Raw genomic sequence first — 25,693 nt, 5'->3', positions numbered from 1 at the left:
TCATCGGTCCCAGGACTGCTCCTGAACTCCTCCCGGAGTCGCAGTCCGCAGCGGCCGGCTACACCTTTAGTTGCCATGGGCAACACGCACGACGACGCCCGGTGCGCCCCCGAGGGTGCACCGGACGTCGCGGGCAAACCGGTGGTCAGCGGTCGACCACGGACGGGACGATGGCGATCAGCGCGGTGACCACGACACCGCCGACGATGACGACTGCGCTGATGATCTGGAAGAGGTCCATGTCCTCCAGCATCCCCGTCGCGGGCGTGCCGGACATCGGTCCTTGGACCGGTCTTCGGCTCATCCCTTGGTCGTACGCCGCCGGCCGGCAGGTCCTCCTTCGGGAGTCCGGGACACCCTGGCCCGGCGCCAGGGGGAACCCCGGTCAGCGGACCAGCACGAAGTCGGCGGGGTCCAGCCGGCGCGTCCGGCGCCAGTAGCCGACGGTGAACTCCGGCCAGATGGTCGAGTTGCGGCCCTGCGCGTCCAGGTACCAGCTGTTGCAGCCGGACTGCCAGACGGTCTCGTCCAGCCGGCCCTGGACGTCGGCGACGAACCGCTCCTGGACCTCCTCGCGGACCTCGACCGAGGTGGCCCGGCGCAGCAGCTTCAGCGCCTGCACGACGTACCGGACCTGGGCCTCGATCATGAACACCATCGAGGAGTGGCCGAGCGCGGTGTTCGGGCCGACCAGCAGGAACAGGTTGGGGTAGCCCGCGACGGTGATGCCCAGGTGGGCGCCGATGCCGTGCTGCTTCCAGGTGTCGGCCAGGTCGCTGCCCTCGCGGCCGAGGATCCGCATCCGGGTCAGGTTGCCGGAGACCTCGAAGCCGGTGCCCAGCACGAGAACGTCGCACGGCCGCTCGGTGCCGTCCGCGATCACCACGCCGGTCGGCGTGATCCGGCTGATCGCCGTGGTGACCAGGTCGACGGTGTCCCGGGTCAGCGCCGGGTAGTAGTCGTTGGAGAGCAGGATGCGCTTGCAGCCGATCTGGTAGTTCGGCGTCAGCTTCGCGCGAAGAACCGGGTCCTTGACCTGCTTGCGCAGGTGCCGACGGGCCTGCAGTTCAAGGCCCTTCATCAGCTTGGGATTGCCCGCGAAGCCGACGCCACGGGCCTCCAGGCCCCAGAAGACGACGTCCCGGATCGCCCGCTGGGCGGCCGGGAACCGGGCGTGCAGGGCACGTTCGCGCGGGCCGATCGCGCGGTCCGGCTTCGGCGTGACCCAGGGCGCGGTGCGCTGGTACACGTCGAGGTGCGCGGCCTGCTCGGCGACCCGCGGCACGAACTGGATCGCCGAGGCGCCGGTGCCGACGACGGCCACCCGGCGTCCGGTCAGGTCCTGGCCGTGGTCCCAGCGGGCCGAGTGGAAGGACGGACCGCCGAACGAGTCGAGGCCCGGCAGGTCCGGGATCCTCGGCTGGTGCAGGTTGCCGACGCCGGCGACCAGGGCCCGGGCTTCGAGCTTCTCGTCGCCGTTGACCGTGATGGTCCACCGGCCGCTGGTCTCGTCGAAGGCCGCCTCGGTCACCTCCGCGCCGTACCGGATCCGGTCAGCGACGCCGTACTTCGTGGCGCAGTGCCGCAGGTAGGCGAGGATTTCGTCCCAGGGCGCGAACATCCTGGTCCAGCGCGGGTTCTGCTCGAACGAGAAGGAGTACAGGTACGACGGCACGTCGCAGGCACACCCGGGATAGGTGTTGTCCCGCCAGGTGCCGCCCAGGCCGGCGGCCTTCTCCAGGACGACGAAGTCCTCGATCCCGGCCTGGCGCAGCTTGATCCCCATGCACAGCCCGGCGAACCCGGCCCCGACGATCACGACCTCGGTCATGGCCGAACGTTACCCGCTCACCGGGGTGTCAGCGGCTCGCGACGGCGCTGCGCGCAGCCGGTGCAGGACCTCGCCGGCGTTCGGGATCACCAGCGTCTCCGGATCGTCGGCGTACGCCGTGAGGTCCATCCCGGCCGGGTCGAGCCAGCCGAGGTTCGCGCCGCGCACGACCTGTTCGGGGATCGCGGTGGCCAGCGTGACGGCGACCCGCAGGTGCTCGCCGGTGGCCGGGTCCCAGGTGCCGGCGCCGCGCAGATGGGTGGAGTGGGCGAGCACACCCCAGTGCAGGTCCCGGAACTTCTCCCACTGGCCGAGGAAGTAGTCGCGGCAGTGGTAGCCGATCTGCTCGATCTCGGGGTGCATCGCGGCCAGTTGGGTGACGTGCGGCGCGGAGAGAATCACCTCGCCGCCGTCGGCGACGACCGGCTCGACCTTGTAGAAGCCCTTGGCGGCGGTCCAGATGTCCTGGTAGCGCGGCGGCATCAGCGACACGATCCGGCGGACCGGACGATCGAGGTAGCGCACGTGGGTCCGGGCCGAGATCGCGGCCGCTGCCTGCCAGGACGAGACGGTGTCGCCGAAGGCCACCGCGTGCAGGTTGTTCGTGCCCGACTCGACCACCAGCGACAGGGCGAGCTTCTCGGCCGGGATCAGCGCGGCGGCCTCGTCGATCAGCGCGCGGACCGGTGTGGTGCCCGGCGTGCCGATGATGTCGGCGCTGGTGATCAGCGCGCCGAGCCAGTGCGACAGGTCGATCACCTCCTGGCCGGCGACGCCCGGGAAGAAGTACTTGTTGCCGCCGGAGAAGCCGACCACCTCGTGCGGGAAGACCGGGCCGACGACCAGGGCCACGTCGTGCTCGACCACCGCGCGGTTGAGCTCGACCCGTACCTCCTGGTGCAGGCGGCCGGCCGAGATCTCGTTGACCCGGTCGGCGCCGATCGTGCCGAGGTGGGCGAACGTCTCCGGGGTCCACCACGCGTGGTTCAGTACGGCGTACTCGCCGCCGAGGTGGTCGCGCAGCGCGGCCGGTGGCATCGCGGCATGGGTGCCAAGGGCAACGAGCACGGTGAGCTTCGTGACCCGGCCGGCCAGTGCGGTGTGCACGGCCCGCAGCAGCAGCGGCAGTGGGCAGCTGCGTGTCGCGTCCGGCACGATCACGCAGACGCTGCGGCCGTCCAGCCCGGCCGAGGCGAGCGAGTCCTGGACGAAGGTGGTGACCTCGTCTTCGCTGAGCGTCCGGGCGGCGTCGCCGAGCACGGCGGCTGGGGATGCGACCATGCGCCCACCCTAGCCAGCAAGCGATTACCGCAGAGCTGGCGGCTCCCCGGCCCACCTTGAGCACGGAGCAGCCGCCAGATCGCGTCGGAAGCGACCAGCCGGTGCTCAACGTCGGATCAGCGGGCGGGTGGGGTTGGGGATGAGGGAAGGGTCAGGTCGGCCAGGCGGTGAGGGCGAGTTCGGCGACAGCTTCCAGCTCGGCCGGGGTGGCGCCGTCGCGGGCCTGCTGGGACATGCCCTGGATCGTTGCTCCGACGAAAACCGCCACCGCCCGCGCGACGGTGGTGCCCGGCAGGATTCCGGCGTCGACGTCCGCCTGGATCCGCTCCTGCAGCGCGTCGATGTTGCCGGCCCGGATCGCCCGCAGCCGCTCGTGCACGTCCTCGGACGCCGGGATCGTGTTCTGTGCCGCGCTGATGATCAGGCAGCCGCGCGGATGGCCGGGCTCGGTGTAGGCGACCGCCGCCTCCCGCAGGATCCGCGCGATCGCCGCCCGGGCCGTCGGTTCCTCGTCGAGTGCTCGCTTCATGAACTCGCCGTACTTCGCCTGGTACGCCGTCACCGCCTCGTCGAACAGCGTGCGCTTGTCGCCGAACGCGGCGTACAGGCTCGGCGCGCCGATGCCGAGTGCGGCGGTGAGGTCGGCGACCGACGTCGAGTCGTAGCCCCGCTCCCAGAACGTCAGCAGCGCCTGCTCCAGCGCCGCCTGGCGATCGAACGATCGGGGACGTCCCCGCCGGCTGCTGGTGGTCATGAGGTTCATTCTATAACGCTCACTAAAGAATGTGTTACGGTCATTCTGTAGTGATCACTAGAGAAAGGGACGTGGATGAGCAGAACGGCGTTGGTGACCGGCGGCAGCCGGGGGATCGGGCGGGCGGTTGCGTTGCGCCTGGCGGGTGAGGGTGTCCGGGTCGCCGTCCATTACGGCAGCAACGAGACGGCGGCGAAGCAGACCGTCGACGACATCCAGGCGGCCGGCGGCGAGGCGTTCGCGGTGCGGGCCGACCTGAGCGAGCCGGACGCGGCCGAGCAGGTCTGGCGGCAGTTCGACGCGGTCGCGGACGGGCTCGACGTCCTGGTCAACAACGCGGCGATCGGCAGGCACCAGCCGCTGGCCGACGTCACGCCCGAGTGGTTCGACCGGCTGGTCGCGGTGAACGCGAAGGCGCCGTTCTTCCTGATTCAGCAGGGCTTGTCGCGGCTGCGCGACGGGGGCCGAATCGTCAACATCGGCTCCGGCGTCACCCGGATCGCGTTTCCGCAGGACACGGCGTACTCGATGACCAAGGGTGCGCTGAACACGTTGACGCTGGCCCTGGCCAAGGAGCTCGGGCCGCGCGGGATCACCGTGAACACCGTCGCGCCCGGCATCATCGAGACCGACATGAACGACTGGCTGGCCGACCCGGAGGCCGCGCGGGCGGCGGCGGAGTACTCGGTGTTCGAGCGGGTCGGGCAACCGGAGGACGTGGCGGACGTGGTGGCGTTCGTCGCCTCCGAGCAGGCGCGCTGGATCACCGGTCAGTGGATCGACGCCACCGGTGGCTCTCGGCTGTAGCGGGACGAATTCTCAGACGGCGCGCGCGATGGCGATGGAGCCGGCCAGCCGGGTGCCGGCTTCGTAGATCATGTACTCGACGCCGTTGTCCGAGCCGAACGCCGGGGCGGCGCAGCGGCCGTTGTCGGGGGCGCCGGGCAACGGCGCGTGGAAAATGCCCAGATGGTTGCGGCGGCTGAAGTCGTTGCCGACCTCGGTGATCCGCATCGCACCGCCGGCCTCGATGTTCGTGTGATAGATGACGTAGGTCGATCCGTTGCGAGTGGCAACCGCCGGTGCGCCGAGATCCCGGGCCCCGATCTCCTGCGGCGTGATCAGCGGCGTCTGTGAGAAGGTCCAGTTCCGGGCGTCGGCCGACCAGCCCCAGCCGATCGAGCGCCGGTTGGCGGTCGTGTTGATCATGAAGACCATCACGTACCGCGCGTTGCGCGACGGCAGGTCGTGCCGGAACACCCGGGCGTACGACGCTTCGGTCGTCCCGGCCGGCAGCATGGACGTCGACAGGACCACCTTGTCGTAGCTGAAGTGGATCCCGTCGGTGGAGCGGGCCAGCCGGGTGGTGGTGTTCTCGCCGTGGAAGTAGAGCCAGAGCTCGTTGACGTCGTCGTTCCACAGTGAGTGCGGCGACGAGACGTGCGAGACGCTGTAGTGCGGCGACCAGGTGCGGCCGATGATCGGGTTGCTCGGGTACTCCGTGTACGGCCCGCCGAGCGAGTTCGAGTACGCCAGGCACAACCCTCCGGGCGCGTCGTGCGGCGCGTAGTACAGGTACAACCGGCCGAGCGCGTTGCTGATCCGGCCGACCGTGCCGCGCACGCTCGGGAAGATCAGCTCGCCGGTCGGGTTGTAGCGCAGGCCGGCCTTGTCGAAGGCCAGCCGGGTGAACGCGTAGTCAGGGAAGCCGCCGGGAGCGGCCTGGGCGGCAGGTGTGCCGGCCAGGCTGCCCCCGGCGCCGACGACGGCGCCGATGCCGAGGCCGGCGGTGCCGCGAAGTAGGGCCCGGCGGCTGACCGGCGGTAGGTTCGTCATCTTGATTCCTCTCGCGGGGCGGTGCTGCCGAGTCTGCGAGCGGGAATGCAAGCCAGTCAAGAAGCTAATCCGTATTAGCGCAGACTTTGGAGTGGTGAGATGGCCAGAGCGCCTCGGCAGGCGGACATCGCCGCGGCGGCAGGGGTGTCGCAGACTACGGTCTCCCTGGTGCTGTCCGGCAGCACCGACGGCTCGCGGCTGGCCGAGGCGACCCGGCAGCGGGTGCTGGCGGCGGCCGAGCAGCTCGGCTACGTGCCGGACCCGGTCGCCACCCGGCTCGCCTCGTCGCGCAACCGGATGCTGGGCGTGTACACCTTCGCCACGGCGTTCCCGACCGCCGTGGACGGGTTCTACTACCCGATCCTGGCCGGGATCGAGGCGGAGGCGGCAGCGCTCGGTCAGGACCTCGTGCTGTTCACCGGGACCGGCGGCAGCGGCGAACGCCCGGACCACCGGGCCGCGATCCGCCGGACCAGGATCGCCGACGGCTGCCTGTTCTTCGGCCGGCACGTCCCGGAGGAGCCGATCGACTGGCTGCTCGGCGACGGCTTCCCGCTGGTGTACGTCGGCCGCCGCGACGAGCTCGGCGGCCGGATCCCGTTCGTGGGCGTCGACTACGTGGCAGCGTCGGCGGAGGTGGTCGGGCGACTGGCCGCGCTCGGCCACCGGCAGATCCGCTACCTGCGCTGCGGTGACGACGCGCTGTCGTCCACCGATCGCGAGCAAGGCGTGCTCGCGGCTCTGCGCACGGCGCGGCTGCCGGTACGCCGGGTCGTCGTACGGGCCGAGGCCGAGGCGGTGGATGCCGGGCTGATCTCGCGCTGGGTCGCCGACGGCGTCACGGCGGTCGTGGTGGAGGAGACCGACACCGGTGACCTGTCGGCGGCCGCGCTGGCGGCGGTCGAGTCGGCCGGGCTGGTCTGCCCGCGGGACCTGTCGCTCGCCGTCCTGGGGCAGCCGAAGGACCGGCCGGACGTCAGCGGGTTCGAAGTACCGCGGTGGGAGCTGGGACGGCGGTCGGTACGGCTGCTGGTGGACCAGATCACCGGGGCGCGGCGGCGGACGGACCAGCAGTTGCTGGCTTGTCGCCCGGTACCAGGATCGACGGTCGGGGCAGCGCCCACTGCACCGCGACGGTGATCATGAAAACCGCCGCTCCGAGCATCACGAACGCCAGTTGCGGGATCGGTGACCTCGGCACCATGCCCGCCGCTGAACTCGCCAGGGCCAGGACAGCGGCCAGCGTGCCGCGGCGGCGCGACTGAGCGGCCGTGCTCGGGAGCGGCCCGTGCGCGCGGTCGAGAGCCGAGGCAAGCCCGGCCAGGCCGAAGACACTGATGAGCAGGGCGACGACCATGCCCGGTGCTCCGCCGGCGATCACGCCGACGACGAACAGCAGGAAGAGGGCTCCGGTACCGAGCGCGCCGGCGACGACGCCGGTGGCCAGGTGCGCGACTTTGCGTTGCTGCAGATCGATGGCCTCGGCGGCGCGGATCACGCCGCCGGTCCGGAACAGGGCCTTGACCCACTGGACCATGCCGACAACCACGACGAGGGCTACCAGGACGCCGATCACGCTCAGTGTGGCCGACCGGCCCGGCGAGATGAACTGGTAGACGTCGCCACCGCCGAAGTCACAGGTCGCGCGAGGTGGGAACCACCGGCTGTGCGTCGTCACACCGTGGTCAGAGGCACGGCCGGCGGTCAGCGCGCAGTCTTCCGACGGGTCGAACCAGCTGGGCATCGACGTGCTGACCGCCACGCACCAGACCATCGCGGCGGGGAGTCCGAGGCCGAGCCACCAGTTGTGAGCGCGCATCGCCGCCAGCCTCTCATGATCGAAGGGTCGGTTGGGCACTGGAGCGAGATGACGCACGACTGGTTCCTGACCGCCACCGAGCGTGGCAATCCGGCGACCGAGATCGATCGTGACGGCGCCTGGACCGAGGGCAACCTGGTCCGGCCGCTGGTGCACGGCGCGGCGTACTTCGCCCGTCTGTACGACGAACTGTGCGCGCTGGAGAGTGGGGACCGGGTCTACTTCACCGACTGGCGGGGTGATCCGGACGAGGCGATCGCGCCGGACGGGCCGAGCATCGGGTCGGTGCTGTGCGACCTGGTGCGCAACGGTGTCGAGGTTCGCGGGTTGCTGTGGCGGTCGCACTCCGACCACGTGAGCTTCAACGCGCAGGAGAACCAGCGGTTCGGGACCGAGCTGAACGAGGCGGGCGCCGAGGTGCTGCTCGACCAGCGGGTCCGGCGGCTGGCTTCGCACCACCAGAAGCTGTTCGTGATCCGGCACCGAGGCGATCCGGCCGCGGACATCGCGTTCGTGGGCGGCATCGACCTGTCGCACCAGCGCCGCGACGACGCGAGCCACGGCGGAGATCCGCAGCAGGCGCCGATGGACCCGCGGTACGGGTCACGGACGCCGTGGCACGACGTGGCGCTGGAGGTCCGCGGACCGGTCGTCGGGGACCTGCTGCGCTGCTTCATCGAACGCTGGGACGACCCGCACCCACTCGACCGCCGGACGCCGTACCGGTTGTTCCTGCAGCGGCTCGCCCGGATGCCGCGGCACACGTCGGAGCTGCCGGAGTCCTTCCCGGATCCGCCGGTCGCCGGGCCGCATGTCGTCCAGGTCCTGCGAACGTACGCGCACAAGCATCCAGACTTCCCCTTTGCGCCGAAGGGGGAGTACAGCGTGGCGCGGGCCTATCTGAAAGCGTTCGCCCGGGCCCGGTCACTGATCTACATCGAGGACCAGTACTTCTGGTCCCAGGACGTCGCGCTGGCCCTGCAGGACGCGCTGCAGCGGTCCCCGGAGCTGCGGGTGATCGTGGTGGTGCCGCGGTACCCGGACCAGGACGGGCGGTTCAGCGGACCGCCGGCGCGGTACGGGCAGGCGAAGGCGCTGGAGCTGCTGCGGTCCGACCGGGTGGCGGTGTACGACCTGGAGAACGCCGAGGGGGTGCCGATCTACGTGCACGCGAAGGTGTGCATCATCGACGACGAGTGGTTCACCTGCGGCTCGGACAACTTCAACCGCCGCTCGTGGACCAACGACAGCGAGCTGAGCTGCGCCATCGTTGCCCCTGACGTCGCCCGATCGCTGCGTGCCGAGCTGTGGGCCGAACACCTCGAGACCTCGCCGGACCTCGACCCGGTCGCCGGCTTCGCCCAGTGGAAAGCCTCGGCCGACGCCCTGGACAACTGGCACGCCACCGGCCAAGCCGGCCCCCGCCCACCCGGCCGCATCCGCCACCACCAGCCCGAGCCGATCACCCGCTGGCAGGCCAGGTGGGCACGTCCGGTCTTCGACCACCTCCACGACCCCGACGGCCGCCCACGAGCCCTCCGCCGCCGCAACGTCTACTAGGGCGTGTCTGTGAGCACCGCTCGTCATGCTGCGAAGAAGGTTTTGAGCTTGCTGACGTACGGCGCTCGCTCGGCTGCTGTGGCTGGTTCGGTCAGGTGGCGGGTGGTGTAGAGGTTGTCGCCTTCGTAGCGTGGGAAGACGTGCACGTGGTAATGCCAGGCGTCCTGGTAGCCGGCTGGTTCGTTGTGCTGGCGGGTGGAGATGCCGGCGCAGCCGTAGGTGCTGCGGATCGCGATCGCGACCTCCTGGACCAGATCGTGCACGGCGTGACCGTCCGGCCGCGGCAGGTCGTAGAGGTTCTCGTGGTGGGTGGTGGGGACGACCAGGACGTGGCCCCGGTTGTTGGGCCACCAGCGGGAGGCGACGAAGGCGAGGGCGCGGTCGGTACGGCGTACGACGTCCTGCTGCTTGGTCAGGTGGTTCTCGCCGCCGGTGGCGAGGAGGCAGAACGGGCAGGTGTAGTCGGGCGGCGCATGGTTGAACACGGTGGGCTCCGAGGCTGTGGATGAAGGGTTTGACCTGGGGGGCGGTGCGGGGTTGGGTGGGGGAGTGAGCGAACTTCGGGTGGAAGTGGTGTCGGCGGGCGACGACGGGCTGGTGGCCGACTGGCGGCTGGTGCACAACGAGATCATTCCGACGGACCCGTTGTCGACGGACGACATCCGGGAACGGGCCCAGCGCAACCACCTCGAGGTCGGGTACCTCGGCGACGAGGTGGTCGGCTGCTCGACCGTGCGACCGCCGAACGACGAGACGCCGGCGGTGACGGTGATCGCGCGCGTGCTGCCGCCGTACCGGGGGCGTGGGTTCGGCGAGCAGTTGTACCGGCGCGGGCTGGCGAAGGCGGAGGAGCTCGACGCGAAGGTGGTGGAGACGATCGTGCTCGGCTCCAACGTCGAAGGGCTGCACTTCGCGCAGCGGCACGGGTTCGTGGAGGTCGAGCGCTACGTGCTGCCGGGCGACACCATCCCGTTCGTCACGCTCCGGCTGAGCACGCACAGCTGGTTGTCGGTCGCGGACACCGAGCACGTCGAGCAGATCAGGCAGGACCCGGCGTACCGTGCCGGCGGCGTGCTGCACCTCGCGCTCGAGGTCATCGCCTACCCGCTCGACGAGGCGGTCGAGGGGACGACGACACAGGTCCGGGTCGTGCTGCACGCCGACGGCTCGATCGCCGTCAGCGACAACGGGCGCGGCACCGCCGTCCGGTTCGACGACGGCGGCGTGCCGATGGTGAAGCCGATCATGGCGACGCGCGACCTCCGCTTCTTCGCCGACCCGGACTCGCCACGGCTGCCCGACGGCCTTCCGCGCGCCGGCATGTCCGTGCCGATTGCGCTGAGCGAGTGGGCCGTGCACACCAATCACCGCACCGAAGGCAGCTGGACCCGTCGCTACGAGCACGGCATGCCGCGGGGCGCCCTCACCGCCGTACCGGCTGATTCCAGTACCGGCACGACGATCCACTTCCGGCCGGACCGCACGTTGTTCGGGGAGGAGGGCGTGACTCCCGAGGCGCTGTCCGCCGCCTGTGCCGGCTTCGCCACGGAGGTCCCGATCGCGATCACCCAGGCCTGATCCCGACAGCCCCGGCGAAAGCGACCGCGGCTCGCCGGCTTCTGACGTACGACGACGTGGCACCTTTCCGGCGTAGCGGACGGGCGGCGCCTTCTCGAAGTGCCCGATCGGCGAGCTGGGGCTACGACGAGCGGGAGCTACGACGTGCGGGAGCTGAGCACGCAGAACTCGTTGCCCTCGGGGTCGGCGAGCACCGTGGCGCCGGCGTCGTCGCCCTGACCGATGTCGACGCGGCGGGCGCCGAGGGCTTCCAGGCGGGCGATCTCAGCGTCCCGGTCCTGGCTGGTGTGCGGCGCGAGATCCACGTGCAGCCGGTTCTTCACCGTCTTCACCTCAGGCACCCGGACGAACAGCATGCCCGGCCCGGTCCGCTCCCACGGCGTTTCGTCCACGACCTTCTGGTCCACCCAGGACGGAATGATCACGCACTCGTCATCGGTCTCGTGGACCAGCCGCCAGTCCAGCGCGTCCGCCCACCACGCCGCCTGCTTCCGCACGTCCAAGCAGTCCACCACCACGGAGTACCACCGAAGCGCCATGCATCCTCCTCAGCTCGAGCTACGCCAGCTTGCCTGCTGCGGCCTTCCTCAGACCAGTTCGAGCAACTGCCGCGACGGCAGGTAGTCGATCTTCCAGTCCAGGTAGATGCCGAGCACGCCGTCCGCTGTACACCGCAACCCGACGAACACCCATCCCAGCTCGCCGTCAACCCGCTCGGCGAATCCCACCGCGACCTCGAACTCCTCCCCACCACAAGGACAAGCAGCCTCGCCCACGTCCGCGTCCCCGGCTGCCTCCGCGCTGTCCAGCATCACGTGTGTCGCCCCGCACCGGACACACCGCCGCTCGGCATACCCGTTGTCGGCGTCCACGCTGACGCCGAAGACCGACCCGTCGCATCCCTCGCACCGAGCATGAACCGCGGCGCAGACCTGCCCGTGCGAAAACGCCCGCAAGTACTCGTCAAGATCCCCCGCCTCCGTTCCCTGCCACCAGGGCCGACCCCGCTCGATCACCATCGCACGAGCATGCCAGGCTTCACCCCCGATCCACTTCCCGCCGAGCCGCTCCAACCCACCGAACTGCGAGGGCGGACACGTCGACCACCGCTTGAGGTCGAGCCGGTCGCGAACCGCTGGGGCCAGCACGCGGTCGCCTTCCCCCGGGAGGAGTTTTCGGCCTGCTTTCGGCGGTTCCGTCGCCGAGAGCCCTCGGACCGGCGGGCCGGGTCCGGAGGTTCTTGGCGCAGGTGGGTTCGTCCATCGTCAGCAGCCCGCTCCTCTCCTTGAACCTGCAGCTGGTTGCCCTCGCCGCTGGTGGGCGGACGGCCTGGCGCGGGCGACTACTTCCGACGGCACGAGCCGGCGGCTTCGCCGGGTCGAGGCAGGCCTGCCTGCTCGGGGGTGATCAACCTGTTCGCCACGACGCCGTGCGCCCCGCAGGTCGCAGATGCCTGCCCGTACGCCGAAGCAGTTTCTCGACATGCACGGCTGACTCCTGGAGTGCGCCGTGCTGTGCTGCTCCGCCGAGTTCGGAGTGCGCGCGCGACTACCTCGTCCTGTACGAGCAACTGCTCGCGCGTTCGACGCCCCAGGTGATTGCCTGGTGAGGCGGACGGGTGGTTGGGCGTACGGAGCCCGTCGGTTGGTCAGACGATGCCGAGGGTCTCGCGGACGCGGTCGACGACGACCCCGGGCGCGCACGCTCGGACTCCGGGGCGGGTCGTTGCCTCCTGCGTCGGCAGCAACTGCTCAGCATGCCGGCTTCCGGCGGGTGCGTGCTGCGCTTGCCGTCGGCGTACTCGTGGCAGGTCTGAAGCAAGAGACCGATCACGTCCTGGGTGGTGGGTGCCTTTGGGCGTGGGGCATAGCCATGGCGACTACCTCGCACGGCTCGGATAGCCCTCCAAAGCGGGCTGCCGAGTGCCTCGGCGCAGGTGACCGCCTCTTCCATTGCGCCGAATCGTTGCCCCGAGCACCCAGGTCGGCCAGCGGCGACTCAGCGGGTTACAGGTCGTCCTGGCCGAGGCCGGTTCGGCCGTCGATGAGTTCTCGGGCGGCGTCGAGGTGACCCAGGTGGCGGGCGGTTTCCTCGATCATGTGGACGACGATGACGCGCAGGTCCGGGGCTTCTCGGGTGGGGTCGCCGCTGTGCCGGCCTTGTGGGGGAGTGGAGAGCGGGGTCGAGGCGAGGACGGCGTTGGCCCGGGCGATCTGGTCTTCGTAGAAGGCGAAGACCAGCTCGGGGGTCCGGGTGGTGGAGAGGGGACCGCCGCCGTCCTCGGGGTCTTCCGGCCACGGCAGTGGATCAGCGGCGCCCAGCGCTACCTGCTGGAACCAGTGGCGTTCGGCGTGGCCCAGGTGCTCGATGAGGCCAAGCGGCGTCCAGCCCGATGGCAACGCAGGGGTCAGTAGCTGCTTGTCGTCCAGGCCGGCGAGGATCTCGAGGGCGCGCCGCCGCTGAGCGTCCAGGAAGCCGACCAGCATTTCGTCCACCGCGTCCGAGTTCATGCACCGAAGCCTCCCAGGTGGCACCGACGAAAAGCTCTGCGTCCGTCCGTGATGTCGACAAGTGGACGAGAGCGGAACTCCACCACTCAGCAACGGCTGGCTTTGCGAAGTGCCAGAGCGGGCCCGACTGGCATTGGTCGGTGAGCCGGGGGTTGGTGAGTGGTGGACGTGCGCCGCGCTTGCAGAAGTTCAGCTGGCGGACATGAGCGCGGCGAGGTCGCGTTCGGCGTACAGGCGGTGCTGGTACTCCTCGTTCAGCACGATGAGCAGGCAGTCGCGGACGGGATAGCTCTCGGGGGCCGGCCAGCCGGGGGCGGTGACGGGAGTGGTGTGGCTGTCGAGTTGCTGCTCGGTGAGGGTGTCCAGGAACTGGCGCACCGTCGACCAGCGATCGCGGCGCAGCGCGAGAACCTCGTCGAGGGACGGGCGTACGTCGCGGTCGCGGGGGATGCCGGGGGCGTCGGGCATCTCGTCGAAGGGGAGGTCCAGCGGGTCCCAGGGGTGCGGGTCGCCGAGGATCACGCGGTGGATCCACGCGTCGGTGGCGAAGACCAGGTGGCGCAGGGTTTCGGTGAAGGACCACTCGTTGTCGACCGACGCGTGCAGGAGTTCGGGCGGCAGGGTCCGGGCGCGGGTGACGGTGCCGGACCACAGCATCTCGAGCAGGGACCAGGCGTCGCGGAAGCCGGCGGGGGTGGTGGGGCGCATCTTCACGCGGTCGGGGTCGCGGCGGTCCAGCTCAGCCTCGATGAGCGGTCCGACGTCGACGCCGTTGATGGTGACGTTCCAGACCGCGCCGTCGATGGTGGCGTCGCCCAGCTCCACGCCGCGCATGACAACGCCGGTGAGGTTGACGCGCTCGAAGCGGCTTCCGCTGAGGTCAGCGTCCTTGAAGAGGGTCTTGCGCAGGGCTGTTCGCTCGAAGGTCCGGGCGTCGGTGCCGTTGTCCTCGCTCATGGATCCACGCTAGGGCAAATCCAGGAGATGATGGAGAGATGCAGACCAGGCCTCGGATGCCGACGTGGGTGACGTTCCTGCTGGGCGGGGTCCCGTTCGGCGTCGTCATGGGTGCATTCATCAAACAGGACGACGGCAGTTGGACGGAGGCGGTGGTCGGCGGCGTCCTGATCGGCATCTTCTTCGGCGCCGCCATGGTCCGGCTCGGCGTCACGTGGGATCGGGCGACGGCGGAAGCCGAGGGGGAGCTGCCGGAGGACAAGCTGGCGGCCGCGTACCGCGCCGCGGACGGCGGACCGATTCCCGAGGATCCTGAGGTGCGAGCGGCGGCGCGGCGGATCGCCTTGGCGTTCGCGAGCTTCTCCTCCGGCCGGATGCGCCGGTTCACACTCGTCATGCTGGTGGTGCTGATCGACGTCACTGTGGTGGCGGCGATTCTCGACTCACCGTGGGTGCTTGTTTACACCGTCTTCTTCTCCGGCGTCTTCGCTGTGCTGTGGTGGACGCCCCGACGTTCTCGCCGGCGCGCGGAGGAGCTCTCGCGTGCGCCGGCCACGACGTCCCAGTAGAGGAAACCGGTGTCGGGCCGGGGTGTGCGTGGCTACGCTGCGCAGTGGGCCGCCGTCCGGCGCGCTTGGGCTCTGCACGCACGGAAACGGTTCTGAGTGATTCCCACCGCACGTGAGCTTGCCGGTTACACCCTTGAGCGTCAGCATCCGTTGACCCGGGCGTGGGTGGACGACACGACGCGCCTGGAGCTGCTGACCGCGTTGCACGAGGACGTCGATGTGCTGCTCGCCAACGATCGGTCCATCGCCGAGGCCAGGACCGAGCGGTTCGCCCCGGGCACGCCGGCGGAGGCGATGCTCAACTACTGGGTAGACGTCGGCAACGACCAGGCTGCGATGCTGAGCATGCGCTTCGAGGGGCTGGACGTCACCAAGCCGTTCGTCGACGCGAGTCCGATGCGGCGACGGCTGGAGCCCGGGGACCTGCCGGGCGTGGCTGCGGCGGCCCGGGAGATCTATGGCGTACACAAGCCCCGCTATGTCAGGTTGTGGAGCGCAGAGCCAATCGACGCGTTCCCCGGGACCCGCCGCGACCGCCGCTGCCTGGGCGCGCCGATCGAGCAGCTGAGGCAGCGCGACGTACCGGCTGGTCTTGCTCTGGTCCCGGCATCGACCGTGGATCACTACGAAGAGGTCGAGCAGGCGTACGCCGCGGTGGATCGCGACCATCCGGCGCACGTGGAGCAGGCTTCGCCGCCGGGCAAGGAGAACCTGCAGACCTCCGCGGAGCAAGGGCTGCTGTTCGAGATCACCGTGGACGGTGTGTGGGCGGGCTACTCGGCGGCGATGAGCGACAGCGAGGACACGCTGGGGCTGCCCGCGTACGTCGTACGGGAGCTGATCCTGGCGCCGGCGTTTCGCGGCCGGGGACTCGGGGCGTCGGTCAACGCGTTGCTGGCGCGGTCCCTTCCGGAGTCGAGCTTCATGCTGCTCGGCGATGTCCATGCAGACAACAGAGGTGCTCGGACCGCGGCGCTGGCTGCGGGGCGGCAGGACATCGGCGGCTGGCTGACGCTCGCGCTCTGAGCTGCAGACGGTCAAGCGGACGGTCGAAGCCGGCGGACGGTGAGTCTCCGCGCTGTCAGCACCCAGCAGGTGCCCCAGAGCAGGAAGAACGGGGACCACAGGAAGAGGTCCCACCGCGCCAGCATGCGGTCCAGCGGAGCGTGCTCGGCCGATGGCGGACGGACGTCGGTCAGCAGCAGGATGTCGCCGACGAAGCCGAACCCCCCGACGCCGATCGATCGGGTGATCATGAAGATCCCGAGGATCCAGGCGATGGACAGCAGCACGCGCCGCTGGAAGGTCGGGCGGGGAGCGATGGTCGCCAGGGCGACGACGATGCCGATCAGGGCGGCCGTCGCCAGGATCCAGTGGCTGGCCACGAAGAACGGGTCGCGGGCGAGCAGCCGGTCGCGCAGGTCCGGCGGCAGCGGGTCCTTGTCGGCCAGAGCGTTCGCGCCGAGCGCCTGCGCCAGCTTCATCGACCCGTACGCCGCCGCGCACGCTGCCGCACCGTAGGCACCGTACGGGCGGGAGTCGCGCCGAGCGTCACCGTTGCCTGATGCGTCGTTGGCGGGCCGGGCGAGCCCGGCCGAATCAGCGCGAGGCACGGCGTCCCCCGGTCGCGGCGGCGTACGACTGGATCATCGCCAGCAGCAGCCCGATCACCACGACCCCCACGGCCCCGTGGTACCACTGCCAGCCGATACCGATCCCGACGAAGCCGTCCACGGCCATGATCGCGGCGCCGGCGCCGACGGTCAGCACCATGCCGGCGAGCACGACCAGCATCACCGGCCTCGGTACGCGGCGACCCCACCGGGTGACCGTCGCGAGCGCGACGCCCGCGGCCAGAACACCGGTCACGGTCGCCATCCACTGGGCCGTGGCGGCGGGCAGGAAGTAGCTCTGCTGCTCGGCCGCGGACACGACCGGACCGCCCGGAAACCCCAGCCGGGCTTGGGACGCGTAGCCGGCTTTGCCCACGGCGTACCCGAGGAAGAGCACCGCCAGCGCGTACGCCGGCCATCGTCTTGAGCGGCTGGTATCGACCATGCCCACGACCGTAGGCGCCGCCGGCCGGGCAGCGATCCCTCTCCGGAGGGAACCGGCTCCCTCCGGAGAATGAACTTCGCGCGCACGGCCCTCCGGCTGGCACACTGCCTGGATGATCGAAGCCGACGCGAAGACGACCCTGCACAACTATCTGCGCTCGGCCCGCGCGGCGATGCTGTGGAAGCTCGACGGGCTGTCCGAGTACGACGTACGCCGTCCACTGACTCCCACCGGCACCAATCTGCTCGGCTTGATCAAGCATCTGGCGATCGTCGAGGCCGGCTACTTCGGTGCCACGTTCGGACGGCCGTTCCCGGAGCACCTGCCGTGGTGGGACGACGACGCCGAGCCGAACGCCGACGCCTGGGCGACCGCGGACGAGACCCGCGCCGACATCGTCGACTGCTACCGGCGCGTCGGCGAGCACGCGGACGCGACGATCGACGCACTCGAGCTCGACGCACCCGGGCAGGTTCCGTGGTGGACGGGCGGCGCGGTGACGCTGCACAAGATCCTGGTCCACGTGCTCGCGGAGACCAACCGGCACGCCGGCCACGCCGACATCCTGCGCGAACAACTCGACGGCGCTGTTGGCCTGAACGCCAACAACACCAACCTGCTCGACCACGACGACCAGTGGTGGGCCGACTACCGAGCCCGCGTCGAACAGGCAGCCCAGGCCGCCGGCGCGAAGTCAGCCACCGAGTAGATCGCCGACGGGTGGACCGAACCCCGAGCCGACCCTGCGAAAACGGGTTGATCGCAGAGCCGGGATGGCGAAGCATGCCCGGCATGCTGCCGGACCAGGATTTGCTCGATCAGGTCACCCGCCGACTCGCCGAACTGCCCTCCGTGCAGGCCGTCGCGCTCGGCGGATCACGGGCCGCGGGCACCCATCGCCCGGACAGTGACTGGGATTTCTCCGTCTACTACCGCGGGGCGTTCTCGCCGGACAGCCTGCGTGCGGTCGGCTGGCCGGGCGAGGTGTCCGAGCTCGGTGGCTGGGGCGGCGGGGTGTTCAACGGTGGGGCCTGGCTGCAGTTCGACGGCCGCAGCGTCGACGTGCACTACCGCGATCTGGACGAGGTCGAGCATCACCTGGCCGAGGCGCGGGCGGGGCGGTTCCAGATCGAGCGGCTGCTCTTCCACCTGGCCGGCATCCCGACGTACGTCGTCGTGGCGGAGCTGGCCGTCAACCAGGTTCTGCACGGTGAGCTGCCGCGGCCCGAGTATCCCGATGCTCTCCGTCGCAGCGCGGCTGATCGCTGGTCGAACGAGGCCAGGCACACGCTCTCGTACGCGCGGTCGGCGCACGCAGTACACGGGCATGTCGCCGAATGCGCCGGGGCGATCGCCACGGCCACGTGCCAGGCGGCGCACGCCGTACTGGCGGCTCGGGGCGAGTGGGTCACCAACGAGAAGAGGCTGGTGGACCGGGCCGGCCTGCGAGAGGTCGACCGCATCCTCAGCGGACTGACGCCGCAGACCTTGCCGAGCAGCGTCGATGAGGTCGTGTCTCTGCTGGAGGCGGCAGTTTAGAAGTCGACCAGCTCCAGCTGCGTCTTCACCTCGGCGCCCGCCGACAGGCCCTCGGCGATCCGCACGACTCTCTTCACCGGCAGGACGAAGGCGCCCCGCTTGCTGTCCGGGAAGACCGAGGTCTGCCAGCTGGTGGCGCCCACCGTGACCCTGACGCGCACCGACCCGAAGCCCTTCCGGAGACCCGCGGTGAGCTCGGCGATGTCGTCGCTGACGTCGGCCGGCACCGTCACGAAGTACCACCCGGCGTCGCCCGAGTGCAGCCAGAGCGGCGCGGTGAACTGGAAGGTCCCGATACGTGCCATGGCCCGACCGTAGGACACGGCACCGACAACGCTCGCTGAGTGAGGGGTGGGGGCAGCCGGAAAGGTACGGTCGAGCAATGAGCCGACAACCCCAGCGGCACCAACGTCCTTGGGGTGTCCGGGGGGCGGCCATTGGCGGCGTCGCATGTTTTGCCGTGTTCGGCAGCATCCCGGACCAGTCCGAGTGGCTCTACTCCACCGTGCTCATGACGCTTGTCGGGGCGGTCCTTGGTGCTGGTGTCGGCAAGCTGCTGGCGCTGGCAGCGCAGCGTCGAGATCGATCACGACCTTGAGCCGGCGAAGCCGCCCGCACGGCGGAGGCGTGCGTGGCCTCCTGGCCCATCGCGTGGGCGGCTCTACCTGACTCCGTGCGGCTACACGCCCTGGCCGGTGCATTGCTCGAAGCCCAGGCGGTCGGGCCACGAGCACCAGTTGCTCACCACTTCGACCACACCGAGCGTCAGCTCCTCGTCGAGCCGATCCCCGGGCTGAACCCTAGGGCGAACCGACCTGTCCGGTCGCGCCTCGGCGCGGGAAATGACGCGCGCTGGGGAAAGGGACGTGCCAGGATGCCGGCATGGTGACGCGCGCACTGAGCTTCGGGACGGTGGCGGAGGCGTACGAACGGTTCCGGCCCGGGTATCCCGCGGAACTGCTCGAGCTGGTGACGGCCTACGCCGGTGGGCCGATCCGGACCGCCCTGGAGATCGGCGCCGGGACCGGCAAGGCAACGCGCCTGTTCGCGCAGGCGGGGATCGCGGTCACCGCGACCGAGCCTGACGCGGCCATGCTCGCGGAGCTGCGCAAGTACCTGCCCGCAACCGTCACGACGGTGCAAGCGGCCTTCGAGGACCTGCCGCTGGATTCGTCGTACGAGCTGGTGTACTCGGCTGCCGCGCTCCACTGGACGAACCCGGAAGGCCGGTGGGAGCGGATGGCCGCACTCGTCCGGCCGGGTGGCGTGTTCGCATCCTTCGGCGTACCGATCCAGCTGGCCGACCCGGACCTCAAGGAGGCGGTGCGCGCGGCACGTGCGCCGTACCTGGACGACGACGGCGTCCCGTCGCCCGACGGCACCCCCGCGGATCGCCCGATGCAGTGGCCCGGCACGGAGCTCCAGCAGTCCGAGTGGTTCACCGACGTCCGGCAGGCGGTGATCGAACGGCGCTTGACGATCAGTGCCCATGACTACGTCGGACAACTCTCGACGGTCTCGGCGTACGTGATGCTCGAAGCCGGCGACCGCGACGAGGTCTTCCGCCGGATCCTCCAGGTGCTGCCCGAAACCGTGGAACTCAACGCCGAGGTCCACGCCCACCTCGCCCACCGCCACGCATGACACGAGTCGCTGGACTTCTGACCGGCGTCTTGTTCGGTGCGAGCATGGGAATCTTCACCAAGCTCGACGGGTCGAGTTGGTGGGCAGCAGCGTAGGTGCTGTCGTGACCGGAGTCCCGTTCGGCCTGTTGATGGGCCGGTGGGCCGCGAAGTGCGAGCGAGATGTGAGGCATTCCCACGGCGACCTCCCGGCTGACGAGGTCGCGGTGGCGCGCCGGGCGGCGGCGGGTGGACCGGTACCGGACGACCCGCAGGTTCGGTCGGCGGCTCTTCGCCTCGCCAACCAGCAGCTCGCTCAGTTCGGCGGCCGCACGCGCATGCTGCGGATCGCAGTGCTGGCGCTCGTGTTCGGAGGCTCTGTCGTCGGAGTTCTCAACGGCTCCTTATGGGCATGGCTTCCGGCGACAGCCCTCGGTGTCGTGCTCTTCTCGCAGTGGTACTTACCGCGACGGATCCGACGTCGTATCGAGTCGCTGTCGACAGCGACTCCGCCGGACGCGGACTGAACGAATGATGCCGTGGCTGGTGGTAGCGATACCGCCGAGGCGAGAGAAGCCGGACCGTGCCAGGAGCCCGCTGAACAATCCGGGCGGCCGCGCGTCGGCCGTCTGATTGACCAGACCCTAGGTGCGAGTCTCTCCAGCGGGACTACGATCGAAGCGTGGCCACGGAGCCCGACGCAGATGCCGGCGCGGCGAGGTCCACTGCCATGGCCGCCTTCGGCGAGGGCGATATCCAGGCCGGCATGGACCAGCTGTCGGCCGACGTGCGCCGGTTCGCCGCGGCCGGCGACCCGCGCCAGGCGGCGATGGCCTGTGCGCGGCTGGGCTGGGCGTTCGAGACCTTCAGGGCCAACCGGGCGGCGGCCCGCGCGTGGTTCCACCGGGCCGCCCGGCTGCTGGAGGACGAGCCAGAGTGCCTGGAACAGGGCTGGGTGGCGCTCGCGGGGGTTGGCTGCGACGTAGACGACCCACACGAGCTGTTGAAGCGGGCGGAGCTCGCTTTGGACCGAGCGCGCAGGTTCGGCGACGTCGACCTGGAGGCAAAAGCGCTCGCCGACGGCGGGCTCGCGCAGGTGGAGGCCGGCAACCTCGTCGAGGGGATGAGCATGCTGGACGAGGCGGTCGCGCTCTGGTGCGGGCCGGCCCGTGACCAGGACGCCGCCTGCATGGGCGTCTGCTCCTTCTTCACCGCTTGCTACTACGCCGGCGCGTTCGACCGCGTGGGTCACTGGCTGGACGACCTGCGCCGCGTCGGGCTCGTCGGTGCGGTCCCGGGCGGCCCGGCGTTCCTGAGCAGCCACTGTGACGCGGTCCAGGCGACCGCACTCATGGAGCTCGGTCGCTGGACCGAGGCCGAAGCGGTGCTGGCCCGCGCAGTGACCGAGTTCGAGGCCTGCATGCGGCTGCCCAGCTGGCATCCGGCGATCGCCCTCGCCGACCTGCGCATCCGGCAGGGAAGACTTGGCGACGCCGAGGCCCTGCTGCTCGGCAAGGAGGCCCACCTGCAGGCACTGCTGCCGGCCGCTCGTCTGCACCTCGCGCGCGGCGACACCGACCTAGCGATCGCCACCGCGTCGCGTGGCCTGCGCATGGTCGGGTCCGACCTGCTGCGCGCTGTCGAGCTGCTGGCCATCCTCACCGAAGCCGAACTGGCCGCAGGCAAGGTGGAGGCGGCCGGCGAGGCCTGCGGCCGGATGACCGAGCGCGTCACCGGCCTCGCCGTACCGCGCCTGGCGGGGATGGCAGGCGCCGTGGAGGCACGAGTGCTGGCTGCCAAGGGCGACCTCGTCGGCGCGATCACCGGCATGGAGCAAGCGGTGGATGGACTGCCGGTCGGGCTGCCCGTGATGAAGGTCGCGCTCGGACTCGAGCTGGCCCGCCTGCACGAGCAGGCCGGCAATCGTGCCGCGGCGCAGGTGGAGGCCGGCCGCGTGGCGAGCGTCCTCTCCGGGCTCGACGTCACGGTGCCGCCCCGCGACCTCGAGCTCCTCGAGCGGCTGGCTCATGGGAGGGCCGCCAGCCGGACGGTCACACTGCGCTGCGGTCCGGCCGCCTGGGCGGTGGAGTGCGACGGCGTACGGATCCGGCTCGCCCACACCAAGGGACTCCGCTACCTTGCCATGCTGATGTCCAGCCCAGGCGTCGAGCGGCACGTGCTCGATCTCGTCGACCAGATCGAGCACGTGGTGCCCGATGGGCCCGACCGGCACCGGCTGGGTGACGCCGGCGAGCTGCTGGACGGCACCGCGCGACAGGCGTACCGGCGACGGGTCGAGCAGTTGCGCGAGGAGATCGAGGACGCGCTCGCGATCGGTGAGGACGACCGCGCCACGCAGCTTCAGCGAGAGTGTGACGAGCTCGTCGCCCAGCTCGCCGCCGCCTTCGGGCTGTCCGGACGCTCCCGGAGGGCGGCGTCGGCGGCCGAACGGGCCCGGCTCAACGTCACTCGCTCGGTGCGCACCGCCATCGCACGGATCCGGACTGACCTGCCAGAAGCAGGGGACGTGCTGGACCGCCGCGTCCAGACCGGCCTCTACTGTGCGTTCGAGCCCGACCCCACCGATCCCGTCCGCTGGATCGTTCACCCTTGACTGAACGGAACACCGCTGACCTGAACGCCTTCCGGGCAAGAACAACCAGCTCTCGGAGGCTCTGATGGAGAACCCGTACCGACCCACAGCCGACGTGCACGTGCTGCCGGTTTCCCTGCCGTTGGGCCCTGACGGGGTCCTCACGATCAACGCCTTCCTGCTCGAGGCGGCTGAGCCAGTACTCGTCGATACCGGCATCGCGCAGGACGCGGACCAGCTCCTCGACGCGGTCGACGACGCCATCGGTCTGGCCAACCTGAAATGGTTGTGGCTCACCCACGACGACGCCGACCACACCGGTGCCGTCCAGCGCGTCCTCGAGGCGGCGCCCCAGGCCCGACTCGTCACTCACGCCCTGTCGGCGCTGCGGATGTCGACCTGGTGGCCGGTGCCGATGGACCGGGTGCACGCGATCCGGGCGGGTGACAGGCTGTCCGTGGGCGACCGCACGCTGCGCACCGTCGCGCCGCCGCTCTACGACAATCCGATGTCGATCGGGTTCCTCGACGAGTCGACCGGCAGCCTCTTCAGCGTCGACTCGTTCGGTGCGACGCTGCCGGAGCCGACGCAGGATGTCACCGAGATCCCGGCGGACGCCCTCGCGGGCGGCATGCTCGCCTGGGCGGTGATGGACTCCCCGTGGAGCACGATGCTCGACCGGGACAAGTTCGCCGAGGTGCTCGAGGGCGTACGCCGGCTGCGGCCGGCGCGGATCTTCTCCGCGCACCTGCCGTCGGCGCCCGGGGACTTCCTCGACCGGTTCCTCGACCTGCTCGCGACGACACCGGACGCCACGCCGATGGAGGCGCCCAGCCACGCCGAGTTCACCGCGATGCTGGACGCGATGCAAGCCAAGATGGAGGCGGAGGCCGCGCTCCCCTAGGAACCTGCTGAACAGCCGCGCCGCCCGCGGTGAACTCTACGGATCCCCAAATCCTGCCGAGGGTCAGATCTCGTCGGCCGGGAACGGTACGCCGGTGTTGCTGTGGCAGCGGTAGCCGTTGGGGTTCTTGGCGAGGTACTGCTGGTGGTAGGCCTCGGCGTAGTAGAACGTCGAGGCGGGGGCGATCTCGGTGGTGATGGCGTCGTAGCCGCGGGCGGCGATGACGGGGGCGTAGAGGTCGCGGGTGCGCTCGACCTCCTGGCGCTGCTCGTCGGTGGTGTAGTAGACGGCCGAGCGGTACTGGGAGCCCAGGTCGTTGCCCTGGCGCATGCCCTGGGTCGGGTCGTGGGTCTCCCAGAAGACCTTCAGCAGGGCGGTGAAGGTGGTCTGGGTGGGGTCGTAGACGACGCGGACCGCCTCGGTGTGGCCGGTGCCGCCGGTGCAGACCTCCTCGTACGACGGGTTGGGGGTGTACCCGCCCGCGTAGCCGACGGCGGTGGTGTAGACGCCGGGCTGCTGCCAGAAGATCTCCTCGGTGCCCCAGAAGCAGCCGGTGCCGAACCAGACCTCGGCGTACCCCTCGGGGGCCGGCGCGGTCTGCGGCGTACCGAGCACGATGTTGTCGGCCGGCACGGAGTACGCGGGCTCCGAGCGGCCGGGCAGGGCGGCCGCGGGCTCGACCAGGGCTGTGTTGCGCTTGAAGAACGACATCTCACGCCTCTCGCAGAATGACTTTCATAGTCTCCCAACACGCCGCCGAAGGCGAACCTTCCCCTCCGCGCTTACGGCGCGATGACGTCACGCGATCAACGCCGCCGTACGCCGGGCCGCCGGTCGCTCGGTCAGCTGCTCGTACGACGCCGCCAGCAGCGAGGCGGCGTGACGCAGCGTGTCCGGGTCCTGCGTGTACGGCAACCGCATGAACGTCTCCAGCCCGCCCTCGGGCGAGAACCGCGACCCCGCCACCAGCAGTACGCCGTTCCGCTGGGCCACCCCGACCAGGCTCGAGCCGACGGCCGCGGGCAGTTCGCACCACAGCGACAGCCCGCCGCCGGGCAGCGTGAACCGCCACTCCGGCAGCACCTCCCGCAGTGCGCCGGCCAGGGCGTCGCGGCGTTCGCGCAGGCCCGCCCGGCGCTCCGGCAGGATGGTCGCACGGTCGCGCAGCAGCCGGGTGACGACGAGTTGCTCCAGCACGGGCGCGCCCAGGTCCATCGAGGCCCGCGCGTCCAGGATCCGCGCGACCAGCGTCTCCGGCACCCGCAGCCAGCCGATCCGCAGGCCGCCCCAGAACGACTTGCTCACCGACCCGACGGTGATCACCCCGGACGGGTCGAAGGCGGCGAACGGCGGCGGCATCTCCTGCCCGTCCAGCGCCAGCTCGAACAGCGTCTCGTCGACGATCGCGGTGGTCCGGCTGCGGGCGAACGCGATCGCCAGCCGCTGCCGGTCCGCCGCCGGCATCAGCCGCCCGGTCGGGTTCTGGAAGTCCACCACCAGCCAGGCCGCCCGTGGCGCCGTCTGCCGGATCGTTGCTTCCAGCAAAGGCAGGTCCCAGCCGTCCGGGCTCATCGGCGCGGCGACCACGCGGGCGCCGCTGCGCCGGATCGCGTCGACCGAGTTCGGGTGGGTCGGGCTCTCGGTCAGCACCCGGTCGCCGATCTGGGTCATCGCCCGGACCGCGATGCAGGTCGCGGCGAGCGCGCCGCCGGTGACCACGATCTGGTCCGCGCTGGTCGGCAGCCCACGCGCGTCGTACGCCGCCGCGATCTCCGCCCGCAGCTCCGGCAGGCCCTGCGGGTGGTAGCCAGGCGTCGCCAGGTGGTACGGCAGTCCCTCCAGCGCCTCGGTCACCGCCGTACTGATCCCTGGCGCGGCGGGGGAGGCGGCGCAGGTGAAGTCGTACAGCCCGTCGGTCTCGATCCCCGGGGCGTGGTGCCGGCCCAGCTCGGGCCCGACCTTCGACGGCAGGGCGGTCACGCTGCCCGAACCGCGCCGGCTTGTCAGGTAGCCGCGGTCGCGCAGTTCCCGGTACGCCGAGGCCACGGTGGTCCGGCTGACTCCGAGCGCGTCGGTCAGCTCACGCTCACTCGGCAGCCGGGACCCCGGCATGATCCGCCCGTCCGCGATCAGCAGCCGGAGCCGCTCGGACAGCGCACGGTACGCCGGTCCAGTGGCGTCGGACCAGGCGCCGAGCAGGCCGATCAAGGTGCTCGCGGGCAGTTGCTGTGCGGTCATGCAGTCCACTATTACTCAATTGGCTATCGATCACCAGGCCACCC

Annotated in this window: 28 protein-coding genes; 12 read left to right on the top strand and 16 right to left on the bottom strand. The window is 70.5% G+C overall.

All coding sequences use genetic code 11. The features are described from left to right. Window positions 1–145 precede the first annotated feature (145 nt). From KFLA_RS39455 to KFLA_RS28140, 4 genes are all read right to left on the bottom strand, one after another. Window positions 146–277 carry a hypothetical protein gene (locus tag KFLA_RS39455; RefSeq protein ID WP_012923234.1) on the bottom strand — a complete coding sequence of 44 codons (132 nt, stop codon included), beginning with the start codon at window positions 275–277 and terminating at the stop codon, window positions 146–148. A 108-nt stretch (window positions 278–385) separates the two neighbouring features. Further along, window positions 386–1,831, bottom strand: a complete 1,446-nt coding sequence (locus KFLA_RS28150; RefSeq protein WP_012923233.1) for a flavin-containing monooxygenase — start codon at window positions 1,829–1,831, stop codon at window positions 386–388. Between the two features lie 9 nt (window positions 1,832–1,840). After that, the gene (locus KFLA_RS28145) at window positions 1,841–3,112 is read right to left on the bottom strand and encodes a lactate racemase domain-containing protein (protein ID WP_012923232.1); all 1,272 of its coding nucleotides are present in this window, start codon (window positions 3,110–3,112) and stop codon (window positions 1,841–1,843) included. A gap of 151 nt (window positions 3,113–3,263) precedes the next feature. Beyond that, the gene (locus tag KFLA_RS28140) at window positions 3,264–3,866 is read right to left on the bottom strand and encodes a TetR/AcrR family transcriptional regulator (protein ID WP_202797036.1); all 603 of its coding nucleotides are present in this window, start codon (window positions 3,864–3,866) and stop codon (window positions 3,264–3,266) included. 75 nt (window positions 3,867–3,941) lie between these two features. Between KFLA_RS28140 and KFLA_RS28135 the strand changes: the two genes are divergently transcribed. Beyond that, on the top strand, window positions 3,942–4,673 hold the full coding sequence (locus tag KFLA_RS28135; protein ID WP_012923230.1) for an SDR family oxidoreductase: 732 nt from the start codon (window positions 3,942–3,944) through the stop codon (window positions 4,671–4,673). 12 nt (window positions 4,674–4,685) lie between these two features. Here KFLA_RS28135 and KFLA_RS28130 read toward each other — a convergent pair whose 3' ends face one another. Further along, complete coding sequence (locus KFLA_RS28130; protein ID WP_012923229.1) at window positions 4,686–5,702, bottom strand: hypothetical protein; 1,017 nt, start codon at window positions 5,700–5,702, stop codon at window positions 4,686–4,688. Window positions 5,703–5,801: 99 nt separating this feature from the next. On the opposite strand from KFLA_RS28130, the gene KFLA_RS28125 reads away from it, so the two are divergent. Next, window positions 5,802–6,842: a LacI family DNA-binding transcriptional regulator gene (locus KFLA_RS28125; protein ID WP_012923228.1), complete on the top strand. Its 1,041-nt coding sequence runs from the start codon at window positions 5,802–5,804 to the stop codon at window positions 6,840–6,842. On the opposite strand, the gene KFLA_RS28120 is transcribed toward KFLA_RS28125, so the two are convergent. Continuing rightward, complete coding sequence (locus KFLA_RS28120) at window positions 6,745–7,521, bottom strand: hypothetical protein (RefSeq protein ID WP_012923227.1); 777 nt, start codon at window positions 7,519–7,521, stop codon at window positions 6,745–6,747. The genes KFLA_RS28125 and KFLA_RS28120 overlap by 98 nt on opposite strands. Before the next feature lie 48 nt (window positions 7,522–7,569). Here KFLA_RS28120 and KFLA_RS28115 point away from each other — a divergent pair, with 48 nt between their 5' ends. After that, window positions 7,570–9,081, top strand: coding sequence for a phospholipase D family protein (locus KFLA_RS28115; protein ID WP_041289521.1), 1,512 nt, complete (start codon window positions 7,570–7,572; stop codon window positions 9,079–9,081). A gap of 23 nt (window positions 9,082–9,104) precedes the next feature. Here KFLA_RS28115 and KFLA_RS28110 read toward each other — a convergent pair whose 3' ends face one another. Continuing rightward, entirely contained in the window at window positions 9,105–9,566 is a 462-nt protein-coding gene (locus KFLA_RS28110) for an HIT family protein (protein WP_012923225.1), read from the bottom strand. A gap of 64 nt (window positions 9,567–9,630) precedes the next feature. Between KFLA_RS28110 and KFLA_RS38495 the strand changes: the two genes are divergently transcribed. Further along, window positions 9,631–10,659: a GNAT family N-acetyltransferase gene (locus KFLA_RS38495; RefSeq protein ID WP_083792921.1), complete on the top strand. Its 1,029-nt coding sequence runs from the start codon at window positions 9,631–9,633 to the stop codon at window positions 10,657–10,659. Between the two features lie 137 nt (window positions 10,660–10,796). On the opposite strand, the gene KFLA_RS28095 is transcribed toward KFLA_RS38495, so the two are convergent. The 4 genes from KFLA_RS28095 to KFLA_RS28080 all read right to left on the bottom strand — a co-directional run bounded on the left by KFLA_RS28095 (window position 10,797) and on the right by KFLA_RS28080 (window position 14,126). After that, window positions 10,797–11,198, bottom strand: coding sequence for a VOC family protein (locus tag KFLA_RS28095; RefSeq protein ID WP_012923223.1), 402 nt, complete (start codon window positions 11,196–11,198; stop codon window positions 10,797–10,799). 48 nt (window positions 11,199–11,246) lie between these two features. After that, window positions 11,247–11,678, bottom strand: coding sequence for a hypothetical protein (locus KFLA_RS28090; RefSeq protein ID WP_012923222.1), 432 nt, complete (start codon window positions 11,676–11,678; stop codon window positions 11,247–11,249). 987 nt (window positions 11,679–12,665) lie between these two features. Next, window positions 12,666–13,169: a DinB family protein gene (locus KFLA_RS28085; protein ID WP_012923221.1), complete on the bottom strand. Its 504-nt coding sequence runs from the start codon at window positions 13,167–13,169 to the stop codon at window positions 12,666–12,668. A gap of 189 nt (window positions 13,170–13,358) precedes the next feature. Continuing rightward, window positions 13,359–14,126: a DinB family protein gene (locus tag KFLA_RS28080; RefSeq protein ID WP_012923220.1), complete on the bottom strand. Its 768-nt coding sequence runs from the start codon at window positions 14,124–14,126 to the stop codon at window positions 13,359–13,361. 38 nt (window positions 14,127–14,164) lie between these two features. On the opposite strand from KFLA_RS28080, the gene KFLA_RS28075 reads away from it, so the two are divergent. Both KFLA_RS28075 and KFLA_RS28070 read left to right on the top strand, forming a co-directional pair. After that, entirely contained in the window at window positions 14,165–14,695 is a 531-nt protein-coding gene (locus tag KFLA_RS28075) for a hypothetical protein (RefSeq protein WP_012923219.1), read from the top strand. 165 nt (window positions 14,696–14,860) lie between these two features. Next, on the top strand, window positions 14,861–15,721 hold the full coding sequence (locus tag KFLA_RS28070) for a hypothetical protein (protein ID WP_237706616.1): 861 nt from the start codon (window positions 14,861–14,863) through the stop codon (window positions 15,719–15,721). Window positions 15,722–15,732: 11 nt separating this feature from the next. Here the strand turns inward: KFLA_RS28070 and KFLA_RS28065 are convergent, their stop codons facing one another. Together KFLA_RS28065 and KFLA_RS28060 are read right to left on the bottom strand one after the other, a co-directional pair. Continuing rightward, a complete protein-coding gene (locus KFLA_RS28065; RefSeq protein WP_202797035.1) occupies window positions 15,733–16,308 on the bottom strand; it encodes a DUF3995 domain-containing protein in 576 nt (191 codons plus the stop codon). Beyond that, on the bottom strand, window positions 16,295–16,753 hold the full coding sequence (locus KFLA_RS28060; protein ID WP_012923216.1) for a hypothetical protein: 459 nt from the start codon (window positions 16,751–16,753) through the stop codon (window positions 16,295–16,297). Before KFLA_RS28060 ends, KFLA_RS28065 begins: the two co-directional genes overlap by 14 nt. 112 nt (window positions 16,754–16,865) lie before the next feature. Between KFLA_RS28060 and KFLA_RS28055 the strand changes: the two genes are divergently transcribed. Both KFLA_RS28055 and KFLA_RS28050 read left to right on the top strand, forming a co-directional pair. Next, window positions 16,866–17,462 carry a DinB family protein gene (locus KFLA_RS28055; protein ID WP_012923215.1) on the top strand — a complete coding sequence of 199 codons (597 nt, stop codon included), beginning with the start codon at window positions 16,866–16,868 and terminating at the stop codon, window positions 17,460–17,462. Window positions 17,463–17,545: 83 nt separating this feature from the next. Continuing rightward, window positions 17,546–18,292: a nucleotidyltransferase domain-containing protein gene (locus KFLA_RS28050; protein WP_041290573.1), complete on the top strand. Its 747-nt coding sequence runs from the start codon at window positions 17,546–17,548 to the stop codon at window positions 18,290–18,292. On the opposite strand, the gene KFLA_RS28045 is transcribed toward KFLA_RS28050, so the two are convergent. Further along, window positions 18,289–18,597 carry a DUF1905 domain-containing protein gene (locus tag KFLA_RS28045; RefSeq protein ID WP_012923213.1) on the bottom strand — a complete coding sequence of 103 codons (309 nt, stop codon included), beginning with the start codon at window positions 18,595–18,597 and terminating at the stop codon, window positions 18,289–18,291. The genes KFLA_RS28050 and KFLA_RS28045 overlap by 4 nt on opposite strands. 577 nt (window positions 18,598–19,174) lie before the next feature. On the opposite strand from KFLA_RS28045, the gene KFLA_RS28040 reads away from it, so the two are divergent. The 4 genes from KFLA_RS28040 (at window position 19,175) to KFLA_RS28025 (ending at window position 23,411) form a co-directional block, all read left to right on the top strand. Then, window positions 19,175–19,936, top strand: coding sequence for a class I SAM-dependent methyltransferase (locus KFLA_RS28040; protein WP_012923212.1), 762 nt, complete (start codon window positions 19,175–19,177; stop codon window positions 19,934–19,936). A 103-nt stretch (window positions 19,937–20,039) separates the two neighbouring features. Further along, window positions 20,040–20,441: a hypothetical protein gene (locus tag KFLA_RS28035; RefSeq protein ID WP_041289519.1), complete on the top strand. Its 402-nt coding sequence runs from the start codon at window positions 20,040–20,042 to the stop codon at window positions 20,439–20,441. Between the two features lie 155 nt (window positions 20,442–20,596). Then, complete coding sequence (locus KFLA_RS28030) at window positions 20,597–22,528, top strand: tetratricopeptide repeat protein (RefSeq protein WP_012923211.1); 1,932 nt, start codon at window positions 20,597–20,599, stop codon at window positions 22,526–22,528. Window positions 22,529–22,592: 64 nt separating this feature from the next. Beyond that, window positions 22,593–23,411 (top strand): oxygen-binding di-iron domain-containing protein, encoded by an 819-nt coding sequence (locus tag KFLA_RS28025; RefSeq protein ID WP_012923210.1) that lies wholly within the window; start codon window positions 22,593–22,595, stop codon window positions 23,409–23,411. 63 nt (window positions 23,412–23,474) lie between these two features. On the opposite strand, the gene msrA is transcribed toward KFLA_RS28025, so the two are convergent. Both msrA and yczR read right to left on the bottom strand, forming a co-directional pair. Further along, window positions 23,475–24,122: a peptide-methionine (S)-S-oxide reductase MsrA gene (gene msrA / locus KFLA_RS28020; RefSeq protein ID WP_012923209.1), complete on the bottom strand. Its 648-nt coding sequence runs from the start codon at window positions 24,120–24,122 to the stop codon at window positions 23,475–23,477. Window positions 24,123–24,209: 87 nt separating this feature from the next. Next, the gene (gene yczR, locus KFLA_RS28015) at window positions 24,210–25,649 is read right to left on the bottom strand and encodes a MocR-like transcription factor YczR (RefSeq protein ID WP_012923208.1); all 1,440 of its coding nucleotides are present in this window, start codon (window positions 25,647–25,649) and stop codon (window positions 24,210–24,212) included. Between the last annotated feature and the right edge of the window lie 44 nt (window positions 25,650–25,693).

Source organism: Kribbella flavida DSM 17836 (assembly GCF_000024345.1).
Classification (GTDB): Bacteria; Actinomycetota; Actinomycetes; order Propionibacteriales; family Kribbellaceae; genus Kribbella; species Kribbella flavida.
This window is presented reverse-complemented; position numbering and strand designations above follow the sequence as displayed.